Raw genomic sequence first — 17,636 nt, forward strand, 5'->3', positions numbered from 1 at the left:
TGGATTTGAGATTCAATCTCGAGCGTGTCGAGGACTGGAAATTCGATCCCTTCACCTAATCTCACTTTCAATGCATTATCCAAGAAGTCCCGTTCGATACGGCGATAATGAACCACTGGGATATGTCCCCCCATCGCTTCTAATATCTCATCCAACACTTCGCTAAGATCTGGCGCATCAATGATGTCGTTGTGAGTGATGCCATGAATTACCACAGAATCTTCTTCCAACTTCTGCTTTGGCCGCAGTGTCCAGTGCCTGGCTTGTCGCAAGTAAATACGATTGAGCGTAAACGGGACAAGGCCAATGGTGATGATGCCATCTTTGTTTGGATTTAAGCCTGTTGTCTCAAAGTCGACCGCTAAGAACATCACTTCTGAAATTGGCGTATCAGGCGCGGGAAGAGGCTGGCTATAAAAGTGCTTTAAGCGCTCATCTCTCGCTCTTTCTAGCTTCTGAGCAAACTTAAATGGCCAATCGACCGCAGGTGATCTGAATAGTTTGTTCATAGGCCCTACTTAAACTTATTGCTGGCTTGATAACGGAACTTAAGGAAGTTTTGCGCATTACTTAATATTTGGAATGCATCCTTAAGGTTACGTCGCTCGAAGTCAGACAGGTTCTCTGGTTCGATGTTGTTATCAGGCTCGACATTATTATCAACATCGTGTGCTTGGTGGCGAATACGAACCAGAGAGATAAACTCCATCGCATCTTTCAAATCTTGAGCTCGACCTTTTGGCAGAATACCTGCGTCGATAATGTCATCTAAACGTTCGAATGAGTTCTTAGAACGAGAGCCCACTGCCAATGAATGAACACGAATCAAATCTGCTAATGGCGCAGTACCACGGCGCTTAAGGTTGATGGAGTTGTTATGACGGCCATCTTTCTCCATCACGAAGTCTTTAAAGAAACCAAGTGGCGGCGTACGGTTGAGTGCGTTACGTGCAAGACAGGCTAAGAAGCGGTTGTTTTTACGTGCGCGTCGAACGATAAAGCTGTTTAATTGCTCAGCCCACTTCAGGCGGCCATAAACGCCATCCAGGTCGAAGAAGATTGAAGCATTCAACAGTGCTTTCGGGTTCGGGTCATCAATCCAATCGGCAAAGCACTCTTCCCATTCTCTACGAGTCATACGCCATGTTGGGTTAGTCGCCATGATGTCACCTGTACAGTACACATAGCCACATTGGTCTAAGCCGTCACAAATGAATTTTGAGAGCTCTTCAAAGTACTTGCCGTGCTTTTTCTCATCGTAGGTATCATCAAGAATAATTGCGTTATCTTGGTCAGTAACGAGCAGCTGCTCATCACGGCCCATAGAGCCGAGTGCGAGGAAACAATAAGGAATAGGAGCCTTGCCCAACTTCTCTTCACCCAGTTCGATAATACGTTGCTTAAAGCTACGACCAATTACCGACATTGCAGTACCCACCATGTGGGCGTTGGCATCTTCGTTAACCAAGCGCACAAAGCTGTCTTTTACTTGCTCAGAAAGCACCTTCAGATCTTCAATACTCTGTTGCTGGAAGATACTGCTCACAAGCAATAGTGAGTTTTGAGACTCGTAACGGACAATATCAGTCGCTTCGATAATACCGATAGGCTTCTTATCTTTAAGCACCGGCAAGTGATGCACGTTGTAGCGAAGCATGGTCATCATGGCTTCGTATACGTAGGCATTGTGGTCGAGTGAGATAACCTCTGGCGTCATCACACTGGATACCTCGTCCGATGGGTCTAGACCTTCGGCGAGTACACGCGTACATAAATCTCGGTCAGTGATGATGCCGATCACTGGTGTTGAGTCATCTTCATCATCTTCAACGATATCTGGGTCGATGATAAGCAAAGAGGACACATTATCTTGTGCCATCATGGTTGCAGCTTGCTGAATAGTGCGCGTTTTTTCGATCATTGGCGCTTCGCTGGTCAGCAGCGTTTTTACTTTGGATGTCGTTAGGTCGTTCGCGTCGTTACTGTCTGAGTTGGCTTGGCGTAGTCGCGCGTTATCTTCTACTTCTACGAAATCGGCAAAGGAGTCGTAGTTGTCGTAGAGCTCTTGGAAGATAGGCTCAGGAATGCAGTAGAGCAGGGTGTCTTCGGTCGCTTTAACTGGGAAACGCACCTTGTTGTTGGTCAGTAGGCCCATTTGACCGAATAAGTGGCCTTCATCAAGGCGGTTATAGAGTTCGCCTTTACGACGGTAGACTTCGACTTCGCCACTTCGAACGATGTATAAGTCATGAATTTGATCACCAAAGTGAATGATCGGGGTATCTTGGCGGTAATAAGAAATTTCCACGCTACTGGTCACTTTCGCCAACATCTCCTCAGGGAGTTCTGTGAAAGGGGGGTATTGTGCCAGAAAGTTTTGAATCTCTAATAACTCAGCATCCATAATGATCATCCATTGGTTTGTATGATTTCATGGTACAACATTTGATAATATTTTGCCGTCACAAATCAATCTGTGAGCCAAAACCTTTTTAAAGTCTTATGGATAGACTAACCTTTCAATTAATGGAGTGACAGTTTAAGGATGATAGGAATGTCGAAGTGGAAGCTTAGTTTTGTATCTGCGGTTTTTATGTTTTCTCCAAGTTTGTGGGCGGACACTAACGCAGTGGATATTTTGGATTACGACCATATTTATGCCACGGCGCATTCGGGCAGTTTAAATGAAGATGCAGGCAGTAATAACAATGCCTCGTCGTATGGATTAGGCGTCAGTTACGCGATGACGGATGATTGGTTGTTGCTGGGAGACTACAGCGCACGCTTTATTCACCCTGATGACACCACAACTCGAATTGATACGCTGATGCCAGGTGTTGGTTACCGTTACAGCATTAAGAAAGATTTAGATATAGTGGCTTACTACCTGCTTGGTATCACGAAAGGTAAGGTTGAAGATAATGACACTAACCGAACTGAATCTTCAGACACTGAGTTCATCCAAGGGGTAAAAGCCGAACTTAACTATGGTTTTGCAAAACGTTGGGTAGCTAACGGGAGTGTGCAATTGAATCGAAGTGATCTGTTTGATGAAGAGATTTATCACTTAGGTTTACGCTATCTGGTGACCAATAAGTTTGCGATTGGTGGCTCATACCAACATCGAGATGGAGAAGGCAAGATTCGTAGCGAACGAACCAATGAGCTGGGAGTGGAGTTTTTCTTAGAATATTAGTTAGTGATATTGAGACTAAGTACGTCAACAGTTGATACATCAATGTTCAGACACAAAAAAGCCAGCTTAATTGCTGGCTTTTGTATATCTATCGGTCTGCAAATACAGTTTTAACTTTACAATTAAAGAACCGCAGCGATGCCTTTACATAGAGGGCCCATGTTTGATTTAGTCATACCAGCTACACTGATACGGCCAGAACCAACAATGTAGATTGCGAATTCATCTTTCAGGCGAGTTACTTGCTCTTTGCTTAGGCCAGAGAAAGAGAACATACCATTTTGACGTTCGATGAATGTGAAGTCTGCATCAACACCTTCAGATTTCAGTGTTGTTACGAATAGCTCACGCATCTCTTGGATACGGTCGCGCATTTCTGCTACTTCTGCTTCCCATTCTGCACGTAGTTCAGCATCACCAAGGATGTGAGTGACTACAGCACTGCCGTGCGCTGGTGGGTTAGAATAGATAGAGCGGATAATGCTCTTAACTTGAGAGAACGCTGTCGTTGCTACGTCTGCAGATTCTGCAACCAGAGTGAATGCACCTACACGCTCGTTGTACAAACCGAAGTTCTTAGAGAACGAGCTAGCAACAAGGATCTCTTTGTTGTACTTAGCAAAAACACGTAGGCCAGCCGCATCTTCTTCAACGCCTTTTGCAAAACCTTGGTAAGCAAAATCGAATAGAGGCAGTAGTTTCTTCTCGGCAACCAACTTAGCCAGTACTTCCCATTCATCAGCAGTTGGGTCGATACCTGTTGGGTTGTGACAGCAGCCGTGAAGAAGAACGATGTCGCCTTCAGAAGCTTTTTCTAGGTCAGCTACCATGCCAGCGAAGTCTTTGTCTTTAGTTTCAGCGTTGTAGTAGCTGTATTGAGCCGTTTCGATACCCGCAGCAGCGAAAACGCCGTTGTGGTTAGCCCAAGTTGGGTTACTGATCCAGATTTTTACGTCGCCCAGTTGGCGCTTGATGAATTCACCCGCTACGCGAAGTGCACCTGTACCACCTGGAGCTTGTGCTGTTTTAGCGCGTTGAGACGTTACGATCTCTGCGTCTGAACCGAAAAGAAGTTTTTGAACCGCTAGACCGTATTCAGCTGTGCCTTCAATCGTTAGGTAAGATTTGGTTTTTTCGTTTTCAAGAAGTGCAGCTTCTGCTTTCTTTACTGTTTTAAGTACAGGCGTTTGACCATCTTCATTTTTGTAGATGCCAACACCAAGGTTGATTTTCTCTGCACGAGAGTCTTTTTTAAACTCTTCAGTAAGGCCGAGGATAGGATCGGCGGGAGCAGCTAACACTTTTTCAAACATAATCTTCATCCATGTCAATTGAGAGGGGATAGTATCTATGGGTAGTTATACCTGTATGGAATTTTTAAGACAATACGAAGTGAACAGAAAGGACAAAAAAAATCCATTTCAATCAGATTTATTGATTAAAGAGGGTATTTGATAACAAAACACCCTACGGATTAACCTATAGGGTGCAAGAAGTTAGTGGTTTTTGAATAGATTAAGCAGGTTGAGCAATAAAGCTTTCACGCTCAAGTTCACTGGGTACATTTTTGCCATCTTTGTAGAGCGCGGCAATTGAAACGAACTCCTGTTCGACGGCCAGAAAAGCTTGGACAACTTGCGGATCAAAGTGCGTCCCATTGCCCTCTAAGATGATCTGTTTAGCTTGTTCGTGAGTAAAGGCTGGCTTGTAAACGCGTTTTGATATTAGCGCATCATAAACATCAGCTAATGCCATTAAACGACCCGACAGTGGAATCTCTTCACCAGACAGTTGCTTTGGATAACCGCTGCCGTTCCATTTCTCGTGGTGAGTGAGAGAAATCTCTTTCGCGACTCTTAAGAAAGAGCTGCTTCCTAATTGTCTTTCTGCAATAGATAACGCTTCGGCGCCAATAGCAGGGTGACCTTTCATTATCTCAAACTCTTCGTCCGTCAATTTGCCCGGTTTCAATAACACGCTATCAGGAACGCCTACTTTGCCTACATCGTGTAGCGGAGCAGATTTGTAGAGCAGCTCGATGTAGTTGGGTGTTAACAAGCTTGAGTGAGTTTCTGACTTGCTGAGCTCTTGCGCGAGTACCTTTACGTACTCTTGAGTTCTTAGGATATGGGCACCCGTTTCATTGTCTCGAGATTCTGCCAGCGCAGATAGGCTCACAATAGCAACGTCACGTGTTGTTTTGACTTCGTTTTGCGCGTTTTCGAGGCTATCAAGCATGGTATTGGTCATTGATGCCATTGAACCAAGCTCGTTGTAGCCGAATATCGGTAAGCGAACGCCTTGCTCGCCATTGGTTACCTTGTTCAATGCGCACTCTTGGCTAAGGAGAATACGTTTAATCAGTTTGCTCCACAGTGTCATGATGGTGATTGCGTATCCACCCAGTACCACAGCCAAATAAGTAAACTCTTTGATCACGCTGATCTTGCCGGTGCCATCCAATAAGCGGTCAGGGTTATGTTCTAGCCAAAAGATGTCCTTGACGGCAATCATCGTCAACATAGTCGTCAGTGTTACCAGAAGTACGATGACTAAACCAATCATTTGCTTAACCAGCGAACTCCTTTCACCAACTAGTTGGAAGTCAAATTGCCCAGTCGTCTCCATTTTATCTATTTGGCTGAGCTTGGCGTTCAATTGAAGAATGGTTCCGGTAAAGAAACCGAATAGGCTCATGCCAAACAGCACTTTCAAATTGCTATCTATCGTGAATTCATAGCTTAAGTTGTAATAGAGCGCGAAAGGGATACTTGCAGCAAAAAATAGCAGGGTATCTAGCTGGGCGAATCGGCCTTGTTTGACTAAGGAATGTTGCGCCAATAAGTAATAACGCACGAGCCATAATAAGACAAACACAATACTGACTTGTGTGAAAATCTCTAACGTCGTTAAGCTCTCGAGCATAGGGCACACCCTACTGCCGTAGGTGCCAAACAGCACGCCAGCAATGACGTATAACTTAGTCGTTAGCGATTGATTGTAATTTGAAGTATCCATCGATAAGCCTTTGTTCTCATTCTTATTAGATTTACGTATTCATTGATTCACGACTTTAGAGTTACGAATGATTAGCATAACTGACGTGAATAAGACCGAAAATTCTATCGATAGCTTTCGTGGATTGATACAAGAAACTGGTTTGTGTTAGATATTTGTTAGCTAGGTGAGGGTTATTGCAGCATTTTTATGAAGAGACTTGAATAGCCTCGGTCGAGGTTCGAGGCTATCCAGTTGGTATATTTGACTTAAGTCGCGAGTGATTGAGTTCGCGACCGACTCTAAATCAAATTACTTTTTCAGATTGATTTCAGCTTCAATAGAGCCGGTTTCAATCTCAGGGTGAGACGCTAGTTTGTCTGCAGCCCATTGGTTGATGTGTTTCAGAATAGCAGACACTGCGTGTTTTTCCGTTGGTGCTTGGTCTTGTTCAACATCGATCTTTTGCTTTGGATGTGAGCCTGTCGCATCTTCAGCAATATGGAGCCAATCTGGGTGCCAGTAATATGGCTGGCCGCTCGGTGTTGTCCAACTGTGAACACCGTTTGACTCTCCTTTATAACTTAATTGGTCTGCTTCTATTTTTTTCATTGTTATCTCGCATGTTTTTGGGTTACATCAAATTATTGAGGTAGAAAGCCAACTTAGCTCCTACCTTGGGTACAAACTTAGCAAAGCTTACAAAGTTATCTGTGAAGTAATTCACACTATTGTGGAAATTAGGTGCGATCATATGGATAGCAGCAATAGTTGTTGGCGTAAGTGATAAAATCACCGGCTTACAGAATTTCTCTAGGTAGTACAATTAGATGGCGCGTTATGAAGAGCTTGCAAAGGATATTCGAACTCAGATCGCTAATAACACATGGCGTTCAGGAGAGAAGATCCCTTCGGTACGCATGAGTTGTCGCAATTATAACGTCAGCAATAGTACTGTCTTACAAGCCTACCAACTGCTTGAAAGCGAAGGTTGGATCATCGCTAAACCTCAGTCGGGTTATTTCGTGGCGCCAAGAGTGGATGGTGTTGATTACGACCTGCCATCATCTCCTGAAAAGAAAGCCATCAACGATCGCTTATTCGATTTCTTGAAATCCAGCTCTGCTGAGGGTGTGATTCCTTTTGGCTCGGCATTCCCTGACCCAGATTTGTTCCCTTTACCGACTTTGACTCGTAACCTAGCCAGTGCTGGTAGGAAGATGACTGGTGCTAGTGTGATTAATAATCTGCCACCGGGAAGTGAATCTTTAAGAAGGCAGATAGCACAGCGTTATCTACAGCAAGGCATTACGGTTAATCATCAAGACATCGTGATTACGTCAGGTGCGATGGAAGCGCTCAACTTGAGTCTACAAACTGTCACTAAATCTGGTGACAATGTGGTGATTGAGTCACCTGCGTTCTACGGAGCTTTGCAGGCTGTTGAGAGGTTAGGACTAAACCCTATTGAAGTGGATGTTTGTCCTATTAACGGACTGAACATCGAACAGTTTGAAAATGTCTTAAAAACACAAGACGTGAAAGCGTGTTGGCTAATGACGACCTTTCAAAACCCGACTGGAACCAGCCTTACTGAAGAAGCAAAGCGCCGCATCGTGGAGATTGGTGAGCAATACAATACCTGCATTATTGAAGATGACGTGTATGGCGATCTTTATTACGAAGGACATAAACCTAAGCCATTAAAGGCCTTTGATAAAACTGATTCTGTTTTACTTTGTGGATCTTATTCAAAAAGCCTTTGCCCCGGTTATCGTGTCGGTTGGGTGGTTAACACACGCTTCAACGATGCCATTCAAAAGCTTCAACTTCTTTCTACGCTATCAAGCAGTGCGCCTGTCCAGCTCGGGGTTGCCCACTTTCTCACTCATGAAAGCTACGATAATCACCTTCGTAAACTGCGTAAAAACCTGTTGCTCAGAAAAGAGCGCTTTATTGGCGTACTCAAACAGTACTTCCCGCATTCCATCGAGATTGAAGAGCCTGCTGGTGGATACTTCGTTTGGGTTCGTTTCTCTGAAAAATTCGACAGTCATCAATTCCATCAATTAGCTATTACCCAAGGCATCAGTGTCGCGTCAGGAGATTTGTTTAGTGAGCAGGGCAGGGTAGACAACGCGATTCGGTTGAACTTCTCTTACGAGCTTACCGAAGAGAAAGAGCAAGCCCTGATCTTACTAGGCAAGCTTGCACATCAACTTACGCACTCGTAAAACCTTAAGTCGCTCATAAAACAGAAAATGATTGCAACTGTACGGGTTGTTTGTGGCGTAACTGTACGCCTTATAGAGCAGAGAGTTGTGATTCAATGACGGTAGACTAAATATTGGAGATACCGTTATGTTGAAAATGACCATGGGAAACGAAGTTAAGCTAATCATCGTTGCTATTGTGTGTGCTCTTCTGCTTATCCTCGGCCACGTACTACTCGCAAAAGCTTTCGCTGATATGGCTTGGGCAGAATACACAACCGCAGCAATCCCATTCGTTATGATGGCAATTTGCGGTCTCGCGATAAAGTACGCTAGCGCTCAAGATGTTGATTAATCTTCGCTATATCGACTAAGTACTGAAATGCCAATTAAGCTCTGAACAGCTAGTTTTTGTCAGCGTTATACCGTTAGCCTTAATCGTTTAATTTATCCCGAATATAAAAAAACCTCCGCAATTGCGGAGGTTTTTATTTGTTCTTAACTTTTAATTTCGACTAAGTATCGAATTAGAAGTTTGCAGAGCGTGGTGTACGTGGGAACGGGATAACGTCACGAACGTTGCCCATACCAGTTACGTAAGATACTAGACGCTCGAAACCAAGACCGAAACCAGCGTGTGGCACTGTGCCGTATTTACGTAGGTCGCGGTACCAGCTCATGTGCTCAGGGTCGATACCCATAGCAATCATACGCTCGTCTAGAATGTCTAGACGCTCTTCACGTTGTGCACCACCGATGATTTCACCGATGCCTGGTGCAAGTACGTCCATTGCCGCAACTGTTTTGCCGTCGTCGTTTAAGCGCATGTAGAAAGCTTTGATGTCTTTCGGGTAGTTCTTAACGATAACAGGTGCTTTGAAGTGCTCTTCAGCTAGGTAACGTTCATGCTCAGAAGACATGTCGATGCCCCACTCAACGTCAAACTCAAACTTCTTACCAGAGTCTAGTAGGATTTGGATTGCGTCAGTGTAGTCAACTTGTGCGAAGTCAGCGTCAACGAATTGCTCTAGACGAGTAATTGCTTGCTTGTCGATGCGAGAAGCGAAGAACTCTAGGTCGTCGCGGCGCTCTTCAAGAACAGCAGCGAAAACGTACTTAAGCATGTCTTCAGCAAGTTTCGCTACATCGTTAAGGTCTGCAAACGCAACTTCAGGCTCAACCATCCAGAACTCAGCTAGGTGGCGGCTTGTGTTTGAGTTTTCAGCACGGAACGTCGGACCGAACGTGTAAACCTTGCTTAGTGCACAAGCGTAAGCTTCAGCATTAAGTTGGCCAGATACTGTTAGGAACGTCTCTTTACCGAAGAAATCTTCGTTGAAGTCTACGTCGCCTTTTTCAGTGCGTGGTAGGTTTTCCATGTCTAGCGTAGAAACGCGGAACATTTCACCTGCGCCTTCTGCATCAGATGCAGTAATAAGCGGAGCAGAAGTCCAGAAGAAGCCTTGCTCGTGGTAGAAACGGTGAATCGCTTGAGATAGACAGTTACGTACACGTGCTACTGCGCCAATCACGTTTGTACGTGGACGTAGGTGAGCAACTTCACGAAGGTATTCGATAGAGTGACGTGTCTTAGCCATTGGGTAAGTGTCAGCGTCTTCAACCCAGCCTACAACTTTAACGTCAGTTGCTGCTAGTTCGAAGTCTTGACCTTTCGCAGGAGACTCAACAATCTTACCTGTTACTTCAACAGAGCAGCCAGTCGTTAGCTTTAATACTTCGTTTTCGTAATTATTAAGATTATTAGGAACCACGGCCTGAATCGGGTCGAAACAAGAGCCGTCATAAATGGCAAGGAAAGAGATTCCAGCTTTGGAATCACGACGTGAACGGATCCAGCCGCGAACAGTTACTTCACTGTCTACCGCTAGCTTGCCGCCAAGTACGTCTGTTACAGGCGCGTAAGTCATGTTGATTTCATTCTCCATTGAGGGACAAATTCAACTCAAAGTCTCTGGCATTGCTGCATATAAACATACATTTGCACAATAATTAGCCGAAACATTAAGTTGTATAAACTTTTTAAATCGATTGAACATATTACCTGTCATACCGACAGCTTCAACCTTTATTCTTGCTTGGTGAAAGAAATATTGTGTCTACTGACCATAAATACGTTTGAGGGTGTGTTTTTTGTTCGATCTTAGCCTGCACCTTACCTTTCAGCCCAATGTCAGTCGTTGAACGAGCAAGGCGTAATCGAAACCTTTGTTTTCAATAATGGGAGTGTGATTGTGTTGAGACTCGCTCTATATTGGCGCGGATTCAGTCATATTGGACTTGATCACTTCCTTAATTTCCCACTAAAGCAACAAGAGGAGTTTAATATTTACGTGTTAATTACGCCGCCTTAGCCCCTGCATTCTCTCTACACCCGCACTTTTCGAGCGCTCGCTCATTCAAGAAAAACAGTCGATCAAATTATGTCTGAATAAGGCAGGACTGGCTGTACAAGTAAAAGAGAATTACATGCTTAATTATTTAAAAAAACACTGGTTATCAAACGTCAAAGGAGATTCATTATCTGGGATTGTGGTTGCACTCGCATTGATCCCTGAAGCCATCGCATTTTCAATTATCGCAGGCGTCGACCCTAAGGTAGGGCTCTATGCATCTTTTTGTATCTGTGTTGTCACCGCTTTGGTTGGCAGTCGTCCGGGGATGATTTCCGGTGCAACAGGCGCTATGGCGCTCTTAATGGTCACATTAGTGAGAGAGCACGGACTAGAGTACCTACTCGCTGCTTCATTCCTTGCTGGCGTGATTCAAATTGCCGCGGGTTATCTCAAGCTGGGTAACCTGATGAATTTCGTTTCAAAATCGGTCATAACAGGTTTTGTTAATGCACTGGCGATTCTTATATTTATGGCGCAACTCCCCGAATTGATAAACGTCCCTTCGAGTGTTTATCTGTTAGTCGCTCTTGGTTTAGCCATTATTTATCTGCTTCCTTATTTCCCTAAATTAGGCAGTGCGATACCGTCTCCATTGGTCGCTATTGTTGTCCTGACAATCATTAGTTTGTTGTTTGGGTTAGATGTCAGAACGATTGGCGATATGGGTAAGCTTCCTGATTCACTGCCTGTGTTTTTGATCCCTAATATTCCATTCACGTTTGATACGCTTGCGACCATCCTTCCATATTCTATCGCTCTGTCTCTGGTTGGCTTATTGGAATCATTGATGACGGCGACCATAGTCGATGACCTGACCGATACTGAAAGTAATAAAAATAATGAGTGCAAAGGGCAGGGCGTAGCGAACATCGTGGCCTCACTATTTGGGGGAATGGCGGGGTGTGCGATGATCGGTCAGTCGATCATAAACATCAAATCAGGCGGCTTAACCCGATTATCTAGCATGATCGCCGGGGTTGTTTTGCTATTAATGGTAGTGTTTGTTTCGGATTGGTTGAAGTTGATACCGATGGCGGCTTTAGTGTCTGTGATGATTATGGTTTCAATCGGTACGTTCTCGTGGCGCTCTATTGTTGAACTTAAAGACCATACACTTCCAACTAACGTAACCATGTTAGCGACCGTGGCGGTTGTGGTGTTTACTCATAACTTAGCGATTGGGGTTGCGGTTGGCGTGGTTTTATCGGCTCTGTTTTACGCACATGCCAGCAAATCCATGGTGTTTATATCTGATGAAGTCGTGACCAACGAAATGCACACTATTCACAGAGTAAAAGGCCATGTCTTTTTTGCGTCTTCAGATGCGTTTGTCGATCTATTTGACTATGACAAGGCCACGTCTTTAGTGACGATCGATATATCGGATGCATCGTTTCTCGATAATACATCGGTAGAGGCGCTTGATAAGGTCGTGTTTAAGTTCCGTAAAAAGGGAGCTTATGTGGAGGTTTCCGGAATGGATACTGTGAGTGCGAATCTCATATTCAAACACGCGATGTATCACAAGCATAAAGACTTAACCGCGGTTTCTATTACGCACTAATCATTGTCTAAGGTTCTTTGAAAGCCTGAACTAGACATTGCTAGGAAGATAAAGCGCTCATTGTTGAGCGCTTTTTGTTGGCGATTGAAAGTCTATTTATATGCTGTTCTATTAACAGAGAATAGACGATCTATGACTTCTTCTTGGTACTCGACAAAGTAAATTGATTAATCAGTGACTCAAGGTGATCGGACAGTTCTTCCAAGTCATTACTGATCCCACGAGTTTCACCAGCAGAGCGCGACGTATTATCGGCATGAGAGGTAATGGTCTCAACTTTTTGCTGCACATCTTGGGTAGCGTGTGTGGTGGATTGTGTCTGTTGTTGAATATTTTGTGCATGAGCTAGCACTTGTTTCATCTCTTTTACAACACCATTCATTTCAATTGAAAGTGCATCGATATCTGTTGAGCTTTGATGCGCTTGTTCGCAAACGCGATCAGCAGAAGCTAGCGATTCTTCACTGCCTTGCTGGAATTGATGAATGATTGACTCAATGCTGCCTGTTGCTTCTGCGGTTCGTGATGCAAGATGACGAACTTCATCAGCCACTACCGCAAACCCACGCCCTTGTTCTCCCGCACGTGCCGCTTCAATTGCTGCATTCAAGGCCAGAAGGTTGGTTTGGTCGGCAATACCACGAATCACGCTCAATATAGAAGAGACTTCTCCAGTCTGCTCGTTGAGTGTCAGTATTTTGTATTTCACCTCTTCTATGCTGGTGACGAGGTTTTTTATCTCACCGCTTGCCTCATGTGCTTGGTTAGCACTCTTGCACGCCACATCGGCGGTGTGATTAATGAGCTCCGACGCGGTTAAAGTGGCTTGCTCTACATTGACTTGTTGCGCTTGGATACCTTCAACATTGTGTTGTACTTCAGCGGTTTCATTTTGCTGATCGCTGGCGGCTTGCTCGGTAATTTGTGCAACGCTGGTCAGCTGGTTGGCAGACGCATTCAATTTGTGAGAGGTGTCTTGTACCTTCTCTAAGCTGTGAGAAACGGTACCCATGAATGAGTTGATGGAGTTCGCGAGCGTACCGATCTCATCTTTACTTTGCTCAGGCAGCCGAGTGGATAGGTTTTTATCGTTGCTGACTTGGGTCATAAAGCGAGAAGTTTGTTGCAGCGGACGAACGATAATCTTACGAATGAGCCCCATTGTAAGAACGAATCCTGCAAACGAGATCACCGCCATAATGCCAATAGCAGTTATGGTTTGAGTGTTGATTAACGAATTGACATGACTAAGGTTATATTCGAGGCGAATCGCACCTAATATTTCGCCTTCAGGCGCCATATGGCATGCCACGCAATTGGTGCCACGGTAGTTTTCACTGGATTTCATTGGTAGGGCAATGACTAAGCCTTTACCCCAATCGGCAGAAAAGGGTTCGATAACCGTTTCACCTGCTAGTGCTCGCTTGTCGATATCATCAACAGGTCTTTGATTGTCATTACCGGGACCGTATAACTTGCTTACAGCGTCAGCGCGCAAAACACGAACGTCTTCAATGCCTTCTTGTGCTAACGCTTTTTGACGCAAGGTCTCTTTTTGCGCCATTGTGCCAGTCAGCATCATCATATTGAGGCTATCGAAATAGTTACTTGCCTTATCGTGAAGCTGTTCACTCAATACAGAGTTAACAAGTTGTTTTTGCTGCGAATATTGGAAATAAGTCGATATTGCTAGCAAAAAAGTGAACACGATGGCGAGGGCCACTAGGATTTTAAAAGTAATTGTTGAGCGCATAAGGTCGTTTTTATTATTTATAATGACGCGCATACTGTACGTGTAAGAGCCCCTACTACCTATGGGGTATAGTGAATTGTGTGACCACACTCCGGTTGTGGTTATGTTTCTGTGATGTAGCAAGTTTGTATTATGTGTTATGCCAAAATATAACGTTGAGTTGTGAATTTGATTCTAATTAGAGAAGAGAGTCTCGGATGCTATGAGCTAGATGTATTTATCAGCTTGTCTTTTATCAATGAAGATTATTGTATTAGAAGGTTTAGTGGTCAATTTGTGCCCAAATGGCTATTTTGTTCAATTTAATAGCAAAAAATGTGGTTATAGCGTTGTGTTTCGAGGCTCATTCGATAAGATTAAAAGACCTCTAATGATAGAGGTAGGGCAGCAACGGATACGCTGCTTCAAATACTATGGAATGTGACTTATTGATATTGGACACATACATGAAATTCAAGATTACATCACCGATCATCGAACCCACAGAAGGGTCACCACATCAGAAGACGGCTTCTTTGTCTGATCACACCTCTCTATACTCTCGCTTGTACTACTCGTTTTCTACTGCCTTTTCGCGATTTAACTCCGCTTATCGCTCCTATCGATATTCGTTTTAAAGCTTAACTTCTTTCGATTTTTCTTTGCATCTTGGTTGATGACAGAGAACTACACTTATTAAAAACAAAATAAATAAGTTAAAGACAATGAATATTAAAATGATGGGTAGCTCCCTAATTATCGCTGGTACCGCTCTCGGTGCTGGTATGCTTGCAATCCCAATGGTATTAGCTCAATTCGGATTGCTTTACGGCACACTGCTGATGGTACTGATCTGCTTCGGTACGACTTACGCAGCATTACTACTTCTAGAAGCGACCATCAAAGCGGGTGGCGGTTTAGGACTAAACTCAATTGCCCGAAAAACCTTGGGTAAACAAGGTCAGTTGCTTACTAACGGCTTGCTATACGCGTTATTGATTTGCCTGCTAATGGCTTACATTCTAGGCGCAGGTGATTTACTGAGTAAGCTACTGTCTAACTTTGGTATTGAAGTCACCGCTACGGCAAGCCAAATCGGATTCACCTTGGTTGCTGGCGCTATAGTTGCAAGTGGCACTGGTGTTATTGATAAACTTAACCGCGCATTGTTCTTCGTGATGCTTGCTAGCTTGTTTGCAACCATGGCGTTCTTAGCGCCGAGCATGACTCAAGAAAACTTGATGCAGGTAACCAGTCATGACCACGTTGATCTAATCAAAACCAGTGCCATCCTGTTTACAAGCTTTGGCTTTATGGTTGTGATTCCAACCTTGGTTTCTTACAACCACGAAGCGACAGACAAACAGCTGCGTAACATGGTGATCGTCGGTTCTCTGATCCCATTAGTGTGTTACTTGTGTTGGTTATTTGCTGTGGTAGGTAACTTGAGTGAAGAGCAATTCAGAAGCTTCAAGAACGTATCAGATTTGATGGCGGCGTTTGAGGCTCAATCTCCTTGGGTAGGTAACGTGCTTTCTACCTTCACAGGTTTAGCCTTGCTGACTTCTTTCTTTGGTGTGGCAATGGCGCTGTTCAACCAGAACAAAGACATGTTCAACCAAAACACAGCGGTAACGTACTGCATTAGCTTCATCTTACCGTTGGCGGGTTCACTGCTTGCAGCAGACAAGTTCCTACAAGTGCTGAACTATGCTGGCATCATCTTAGTATTCTTAGCCGTGTTTGTTCCTTTGGTTATGGTTCACAAGCAGCGTTTTATGAAAGTAGCTGATGACCGATACCGAGCAGAAGGTGGCAGCGCAATGATGTTGTTCTCATTGCTGTTTGGTTGCTTCTTGCTTATCTCGCAAGTGATCTAGTTCTTTGGTCCATTATCTAAGATGCGAATCGAGCATCTTAGATATAAGTGACCAGAATTCAGATACAAAAAAAGGAACGCATCGGCGTTCCTTTTTATTATCTGCTCGTTACCAAGCAAGCTCTGTTAAGTGTTGGCTTGTTAACTTATGCTGGCCAATAAACGAATACGGACTAGCAAACCAACGTTAACTAACAAACGAATGCTAATTAACAAACAACCTTAACAGCCAAACCACCTTGAGAAGTCTCACGGTATTTAGCGTTCATGTCTTTACCTGTTTCTAGCATCGTTTCGATAACTTTATCTAGAGAAACAGTAGGAGCAGAAGAACGACGAAGTGCCATACGAGTCGAGTTGATTGCTTTAACTGCAGCAATGCCGTTACGCTCGATACATGGTACTTGTACTTGGCCAGCAACTGGGTCACACGTTAGACCTAGGTTGTGCTCCATACCGATTTCTGCAGCCATACATACTTGCTCAGGGCTACCACCCATAAGTTCAGCAAGACCAGCAGCAGCCATAGAACATGCCACACCAACTTCACCCTGGCAGCCGACTTCAGCACCAGAGATAGAAGCGTTACGCTTGTAAAGACCACCGATCGCGCCAGAAGCTGCGAAGTAACGGATGTAATCTTTCTCTGTCACTGTTTGGATGAACTTATCGTAGTAAGCCAATACAGCAGGGATAATGCCACATGCGCCGTTTGTTGGTGCCGTTACTACACGACCGCCAGCTGCATTTTCTTCGTTTACTGCGAAAGCAAACATGTTTACCCAGTCAACAACCGACATTGGATCATTGGTTGTTTTTTCTGAAGTCATTAGCTGTTGGCGAAGTGCTGCTGCACGGCGAGGAACACGTAGTGGACCAGGCAGGATACCTTCAGTATTCATACCGCGCTCCATACATTCACGCATCGTTTTCCAGATGTTCGCGAAGTAAGTACGAGACTCTTCGTCTGAGTGGAAAGCCGCTTGGTTTTTCATAACCAGTGTACTGATAGAAAGGCCGCTTTCTTTACACTGATTAACCAGCTCTTCAGCTGTTGTGAATTCGTAAGGTGCTTTAATTGGGTTTTCTTCTTCTTTGCCGAAGTTCTCTTCGTCAACGATGAAACCGCCACCAATTGAGTAGTACGTTTTTGAGTATGCAACTTCGTCACCAATCCAAGCGTGAATGCTCATGCCGTTCTCGTGTAGAGAAAGGTTGCTAGTGTGGAAGTTCATACCGCCATCGCGTGGGAACGATACTGTATGACAGTGCATGCCAACAGGAAGGCGCTCAGTTTCTTCTACGCGAGCAATGAAGCCAGCAATAGAATCGATATCAACACGCTCAGGAGTATTGCCAGCAAGACCCATGATGATTGCGATATCTGTGTGGTGACCTTTCCCTGTCAGTGATAGTGATCCATATACGTCCACGGTGATTTTAGTGATGTCGCGCAATTTTCCCATTGAACGTAGGTCATCAATAAATTCTTTACCCGCTTTCATTGGTCCAACTGTGTGTGAGCTCGATGGACCAACACCGATTTTATAGATATCAAATACACTAATCATAGCGATTACCTCAAAAAGAGAGCCTCCCAAGGGGAGTAGGGAGGCTCATTTATTATCATTATATTTTGTG

Annotated in this window: 13 protein-coding genes; 5 read left to right on the forward strand and 8 right to left on the reverse strand. The window is 44.3% G+C overall.

The window, feature by feature from the left end:
• Together QQ041_RS12095 and QQ041_RS12100 are read right to left on the reverse strand one after the other, a co-directional pair.
• A partial coding sequence (locus QQ041_RS12095) for an exonuclease domain-containing protein (RefSeq protein WP_285954019.1) occupies positions 1 to 509 on the reverse strand: 509 nt, incomplete at its 3' end.
• Between the two features lie 5 nt (positions 510 to 514).
• A complete protein-coding gene (locus QQ041_RS12100) occupies positions 515 to 2,404 on the reverse strand; it encodes a DUF294 nucleotidyltransferase-like domain-containing protein (protein WP_086713110.1) in 1,890 nt (629 codons plus the stop codon).
• A 150-nt stretch (positions 2,405 to 2,554) separates the two neighbouring features.
• Here QQ041_RS12100 and QQ041_RS12105 point away from each other — a divergent pair, with 150 nt between their 5' ends.
• On the forward strand, positions 2,555 to 3,196 hold the full coding sequence (locus QQ041_RS12105) for an outer membrane beta-barrel protein (protein ID WP_146492354.1): 642 nt from the start codon (positions 2,555 to 2,557) through the stop codon (positions 3,194 to 3,196).
• Positions 3,197 to 3,318: 122 nt separating this feature from the next.
• Here QQ041_RS12105 and QQ041_RS12110 read toward each other — a convergent pair whose 3' ends face one another.
• The 3 genes from QQ041_RS12110 to QQ041_RS12120 form a co-directional block, all read right to left on the reverse strand.
• Positions 3,319 to 4,509 (reverse strand): amino acid aminotransferase, encoded by a 1,191-nt coding sequence (locus tag QQ041_RS12110; RefSeq protein ID WP_146491319.1) that lies wholly within the window; start codon positions 4,507 to 4,509, stop codon positions 3,319 to 3,321.
• A gap of 202 nt (positions 4,510 to 4,711) precedes the next feature.
• Positions 4,712 to 6,214 carry an HD-GYP domain-containing protein gene (locus QQ041_RS12115; RefSeq protein WP_285954020.1) on the reverse strand — a complete coding sequence of 501 codons (1,503 nt, stop codon included), beginning with the start codon at positions 6,212 to 6,214 and terminating at the stop codon, positions 4,712 to 4,714.
• Positions 6,215 to 6,505: 291 nt separating this feature from the next.
• A complete protein-coding gene (locus QQ041_RS12120; protein ID WP_017060414.1) occupies positions 6,506 to 6,805 on the reverse strand; it encodes a hypothetical protein in 300 nt (99 codons plus the stop codon).
• A 218-nt stretch (positions 6,806 to 7,023) separates the two neighbouring features.
• Here QQ041_RS12120 and QQ041_RS12125 point away from each other — a divergent pair, with 218 nt between their 5' ends.
• Together QQ041_RS12125 and QQ041_RS12130 are read left to right on the forward strand one after the other, a co-directional pair.
• Positions 7,024 to 8,427: a PLP-dependent aminotransferase family protein gene (locus QQ041_RS12125; RefSeq protein WP_285954021.1), complete on the forward strand. Its 1,404-nt coding sequence runs from the start codon at positions 7,024 to 7,026 to the stop codon at positions 8,425 to 8,427.
• A gap of 127 nt (positions 8,428 to 8,554) precedes the next feature.
• The gene (locus tag QQ041_RS12130; protein ID WP_176681510.1) at positions 8,555 to 8,761 is read left to right on the forward strand and encodes a hypothetical protein; all 207 of its coding nucleotides are present in this window, start codon (positions 8,555 to 8,557) and stop codon (positions 8,759 to 8,761) included.
• A 172-nt stretch (positions 8,762 to 8,933) separates the two neighbouring features.
• Here the strand turns inward: QQ041_RS12130 and asnS are convergent, their stop codons facing one another.
• Positions 8,934 to 10,334 (reverse strand): asparagine--tRNA ligase, encoded by a 1,401-nt coding sequence (asnS, locus tag QQ041_RS12135; protein ID WP_017060416.1) that lies wholly within the window; start codon positions 10,332 to 10,334, stop codon positions 8,934 to 8,936.
• Between the two features lie 559 nt (positions 10,335 to 10,893).
• Between asnS and QQ041_RS12140 the strand changes: the two genes are divergently transcribed.
• A complete protein-coding gene (locus tag QQ041_RS12140) occupies positions 10,894 to 12,384 on the forward strand; it encodes a SulP family inorganic anion transporter (RefSeq protein WP_285954022.1) in 1,491 nt (496 codons plus the stop codon).
• A 130-nt stretch (positions 12,385 to 12,514) separates the two neighbouring features.
• Here the strand turns inward: QQ041_RS12140 and QQ041_RS12145 are convergent, their stop codons facing one another.
• Complete coding sequence (locus QQ041_RS12145) at positions 12,515 to 14,137, reverse strand: methyl-accepting chemotaxis protein (protein WP_285954023.1); 1,623 nt, start codon at positions 14,135 to 14,137, stop codon at positions 12,515 to 12,517.
• A 716-nt stretch (positions 14,138 to 14,853) separates the two neighbouring features.
• Between QQ041_RS12145 and QQ041_RS12150 the strand changes: the two genes are divergently transcribed.
• On the forward strand, positions 14,854 to 15,996 hold the full coding sequence (locus QQ041_RS12150; RefSeq protein ID WP_146491325.1) for an amino acid permease: 1,143 nt from the start codon (positions 14,854 to 14,856) through the stop codon (positions 15,994 to 15,996).
• Positions 15,997 to 16,204: 208 nt separating this feature from the next.
• Here the strand turns inward: QQ041_RS12150 and QQ041_RS12155 are convergent, their stop codons facing one another.
• A complete protein-coding gene (locus QQ041_RS12155; RefSeq protein WP_285954024.1) occupies positions 16,205 to 17,566 on the reverse strand; it encodes an L-serine ammonia-lyase in 1,362 nt (453 codons plus the stop codon).
• Positions 17,567 to 17,636: the final 70 nt, after the last annotated feature.

It is taken from the genome of Vibrio sp. TMPB1044, assembly GCF_030442075.1.
GTDB classification, from domain to species: Bacteria; Pseudomonadota; Gammaproteobacteria; order Enterobacterales; family Vibrionaceae; genus Vibrio; species Vibrio satsumensis.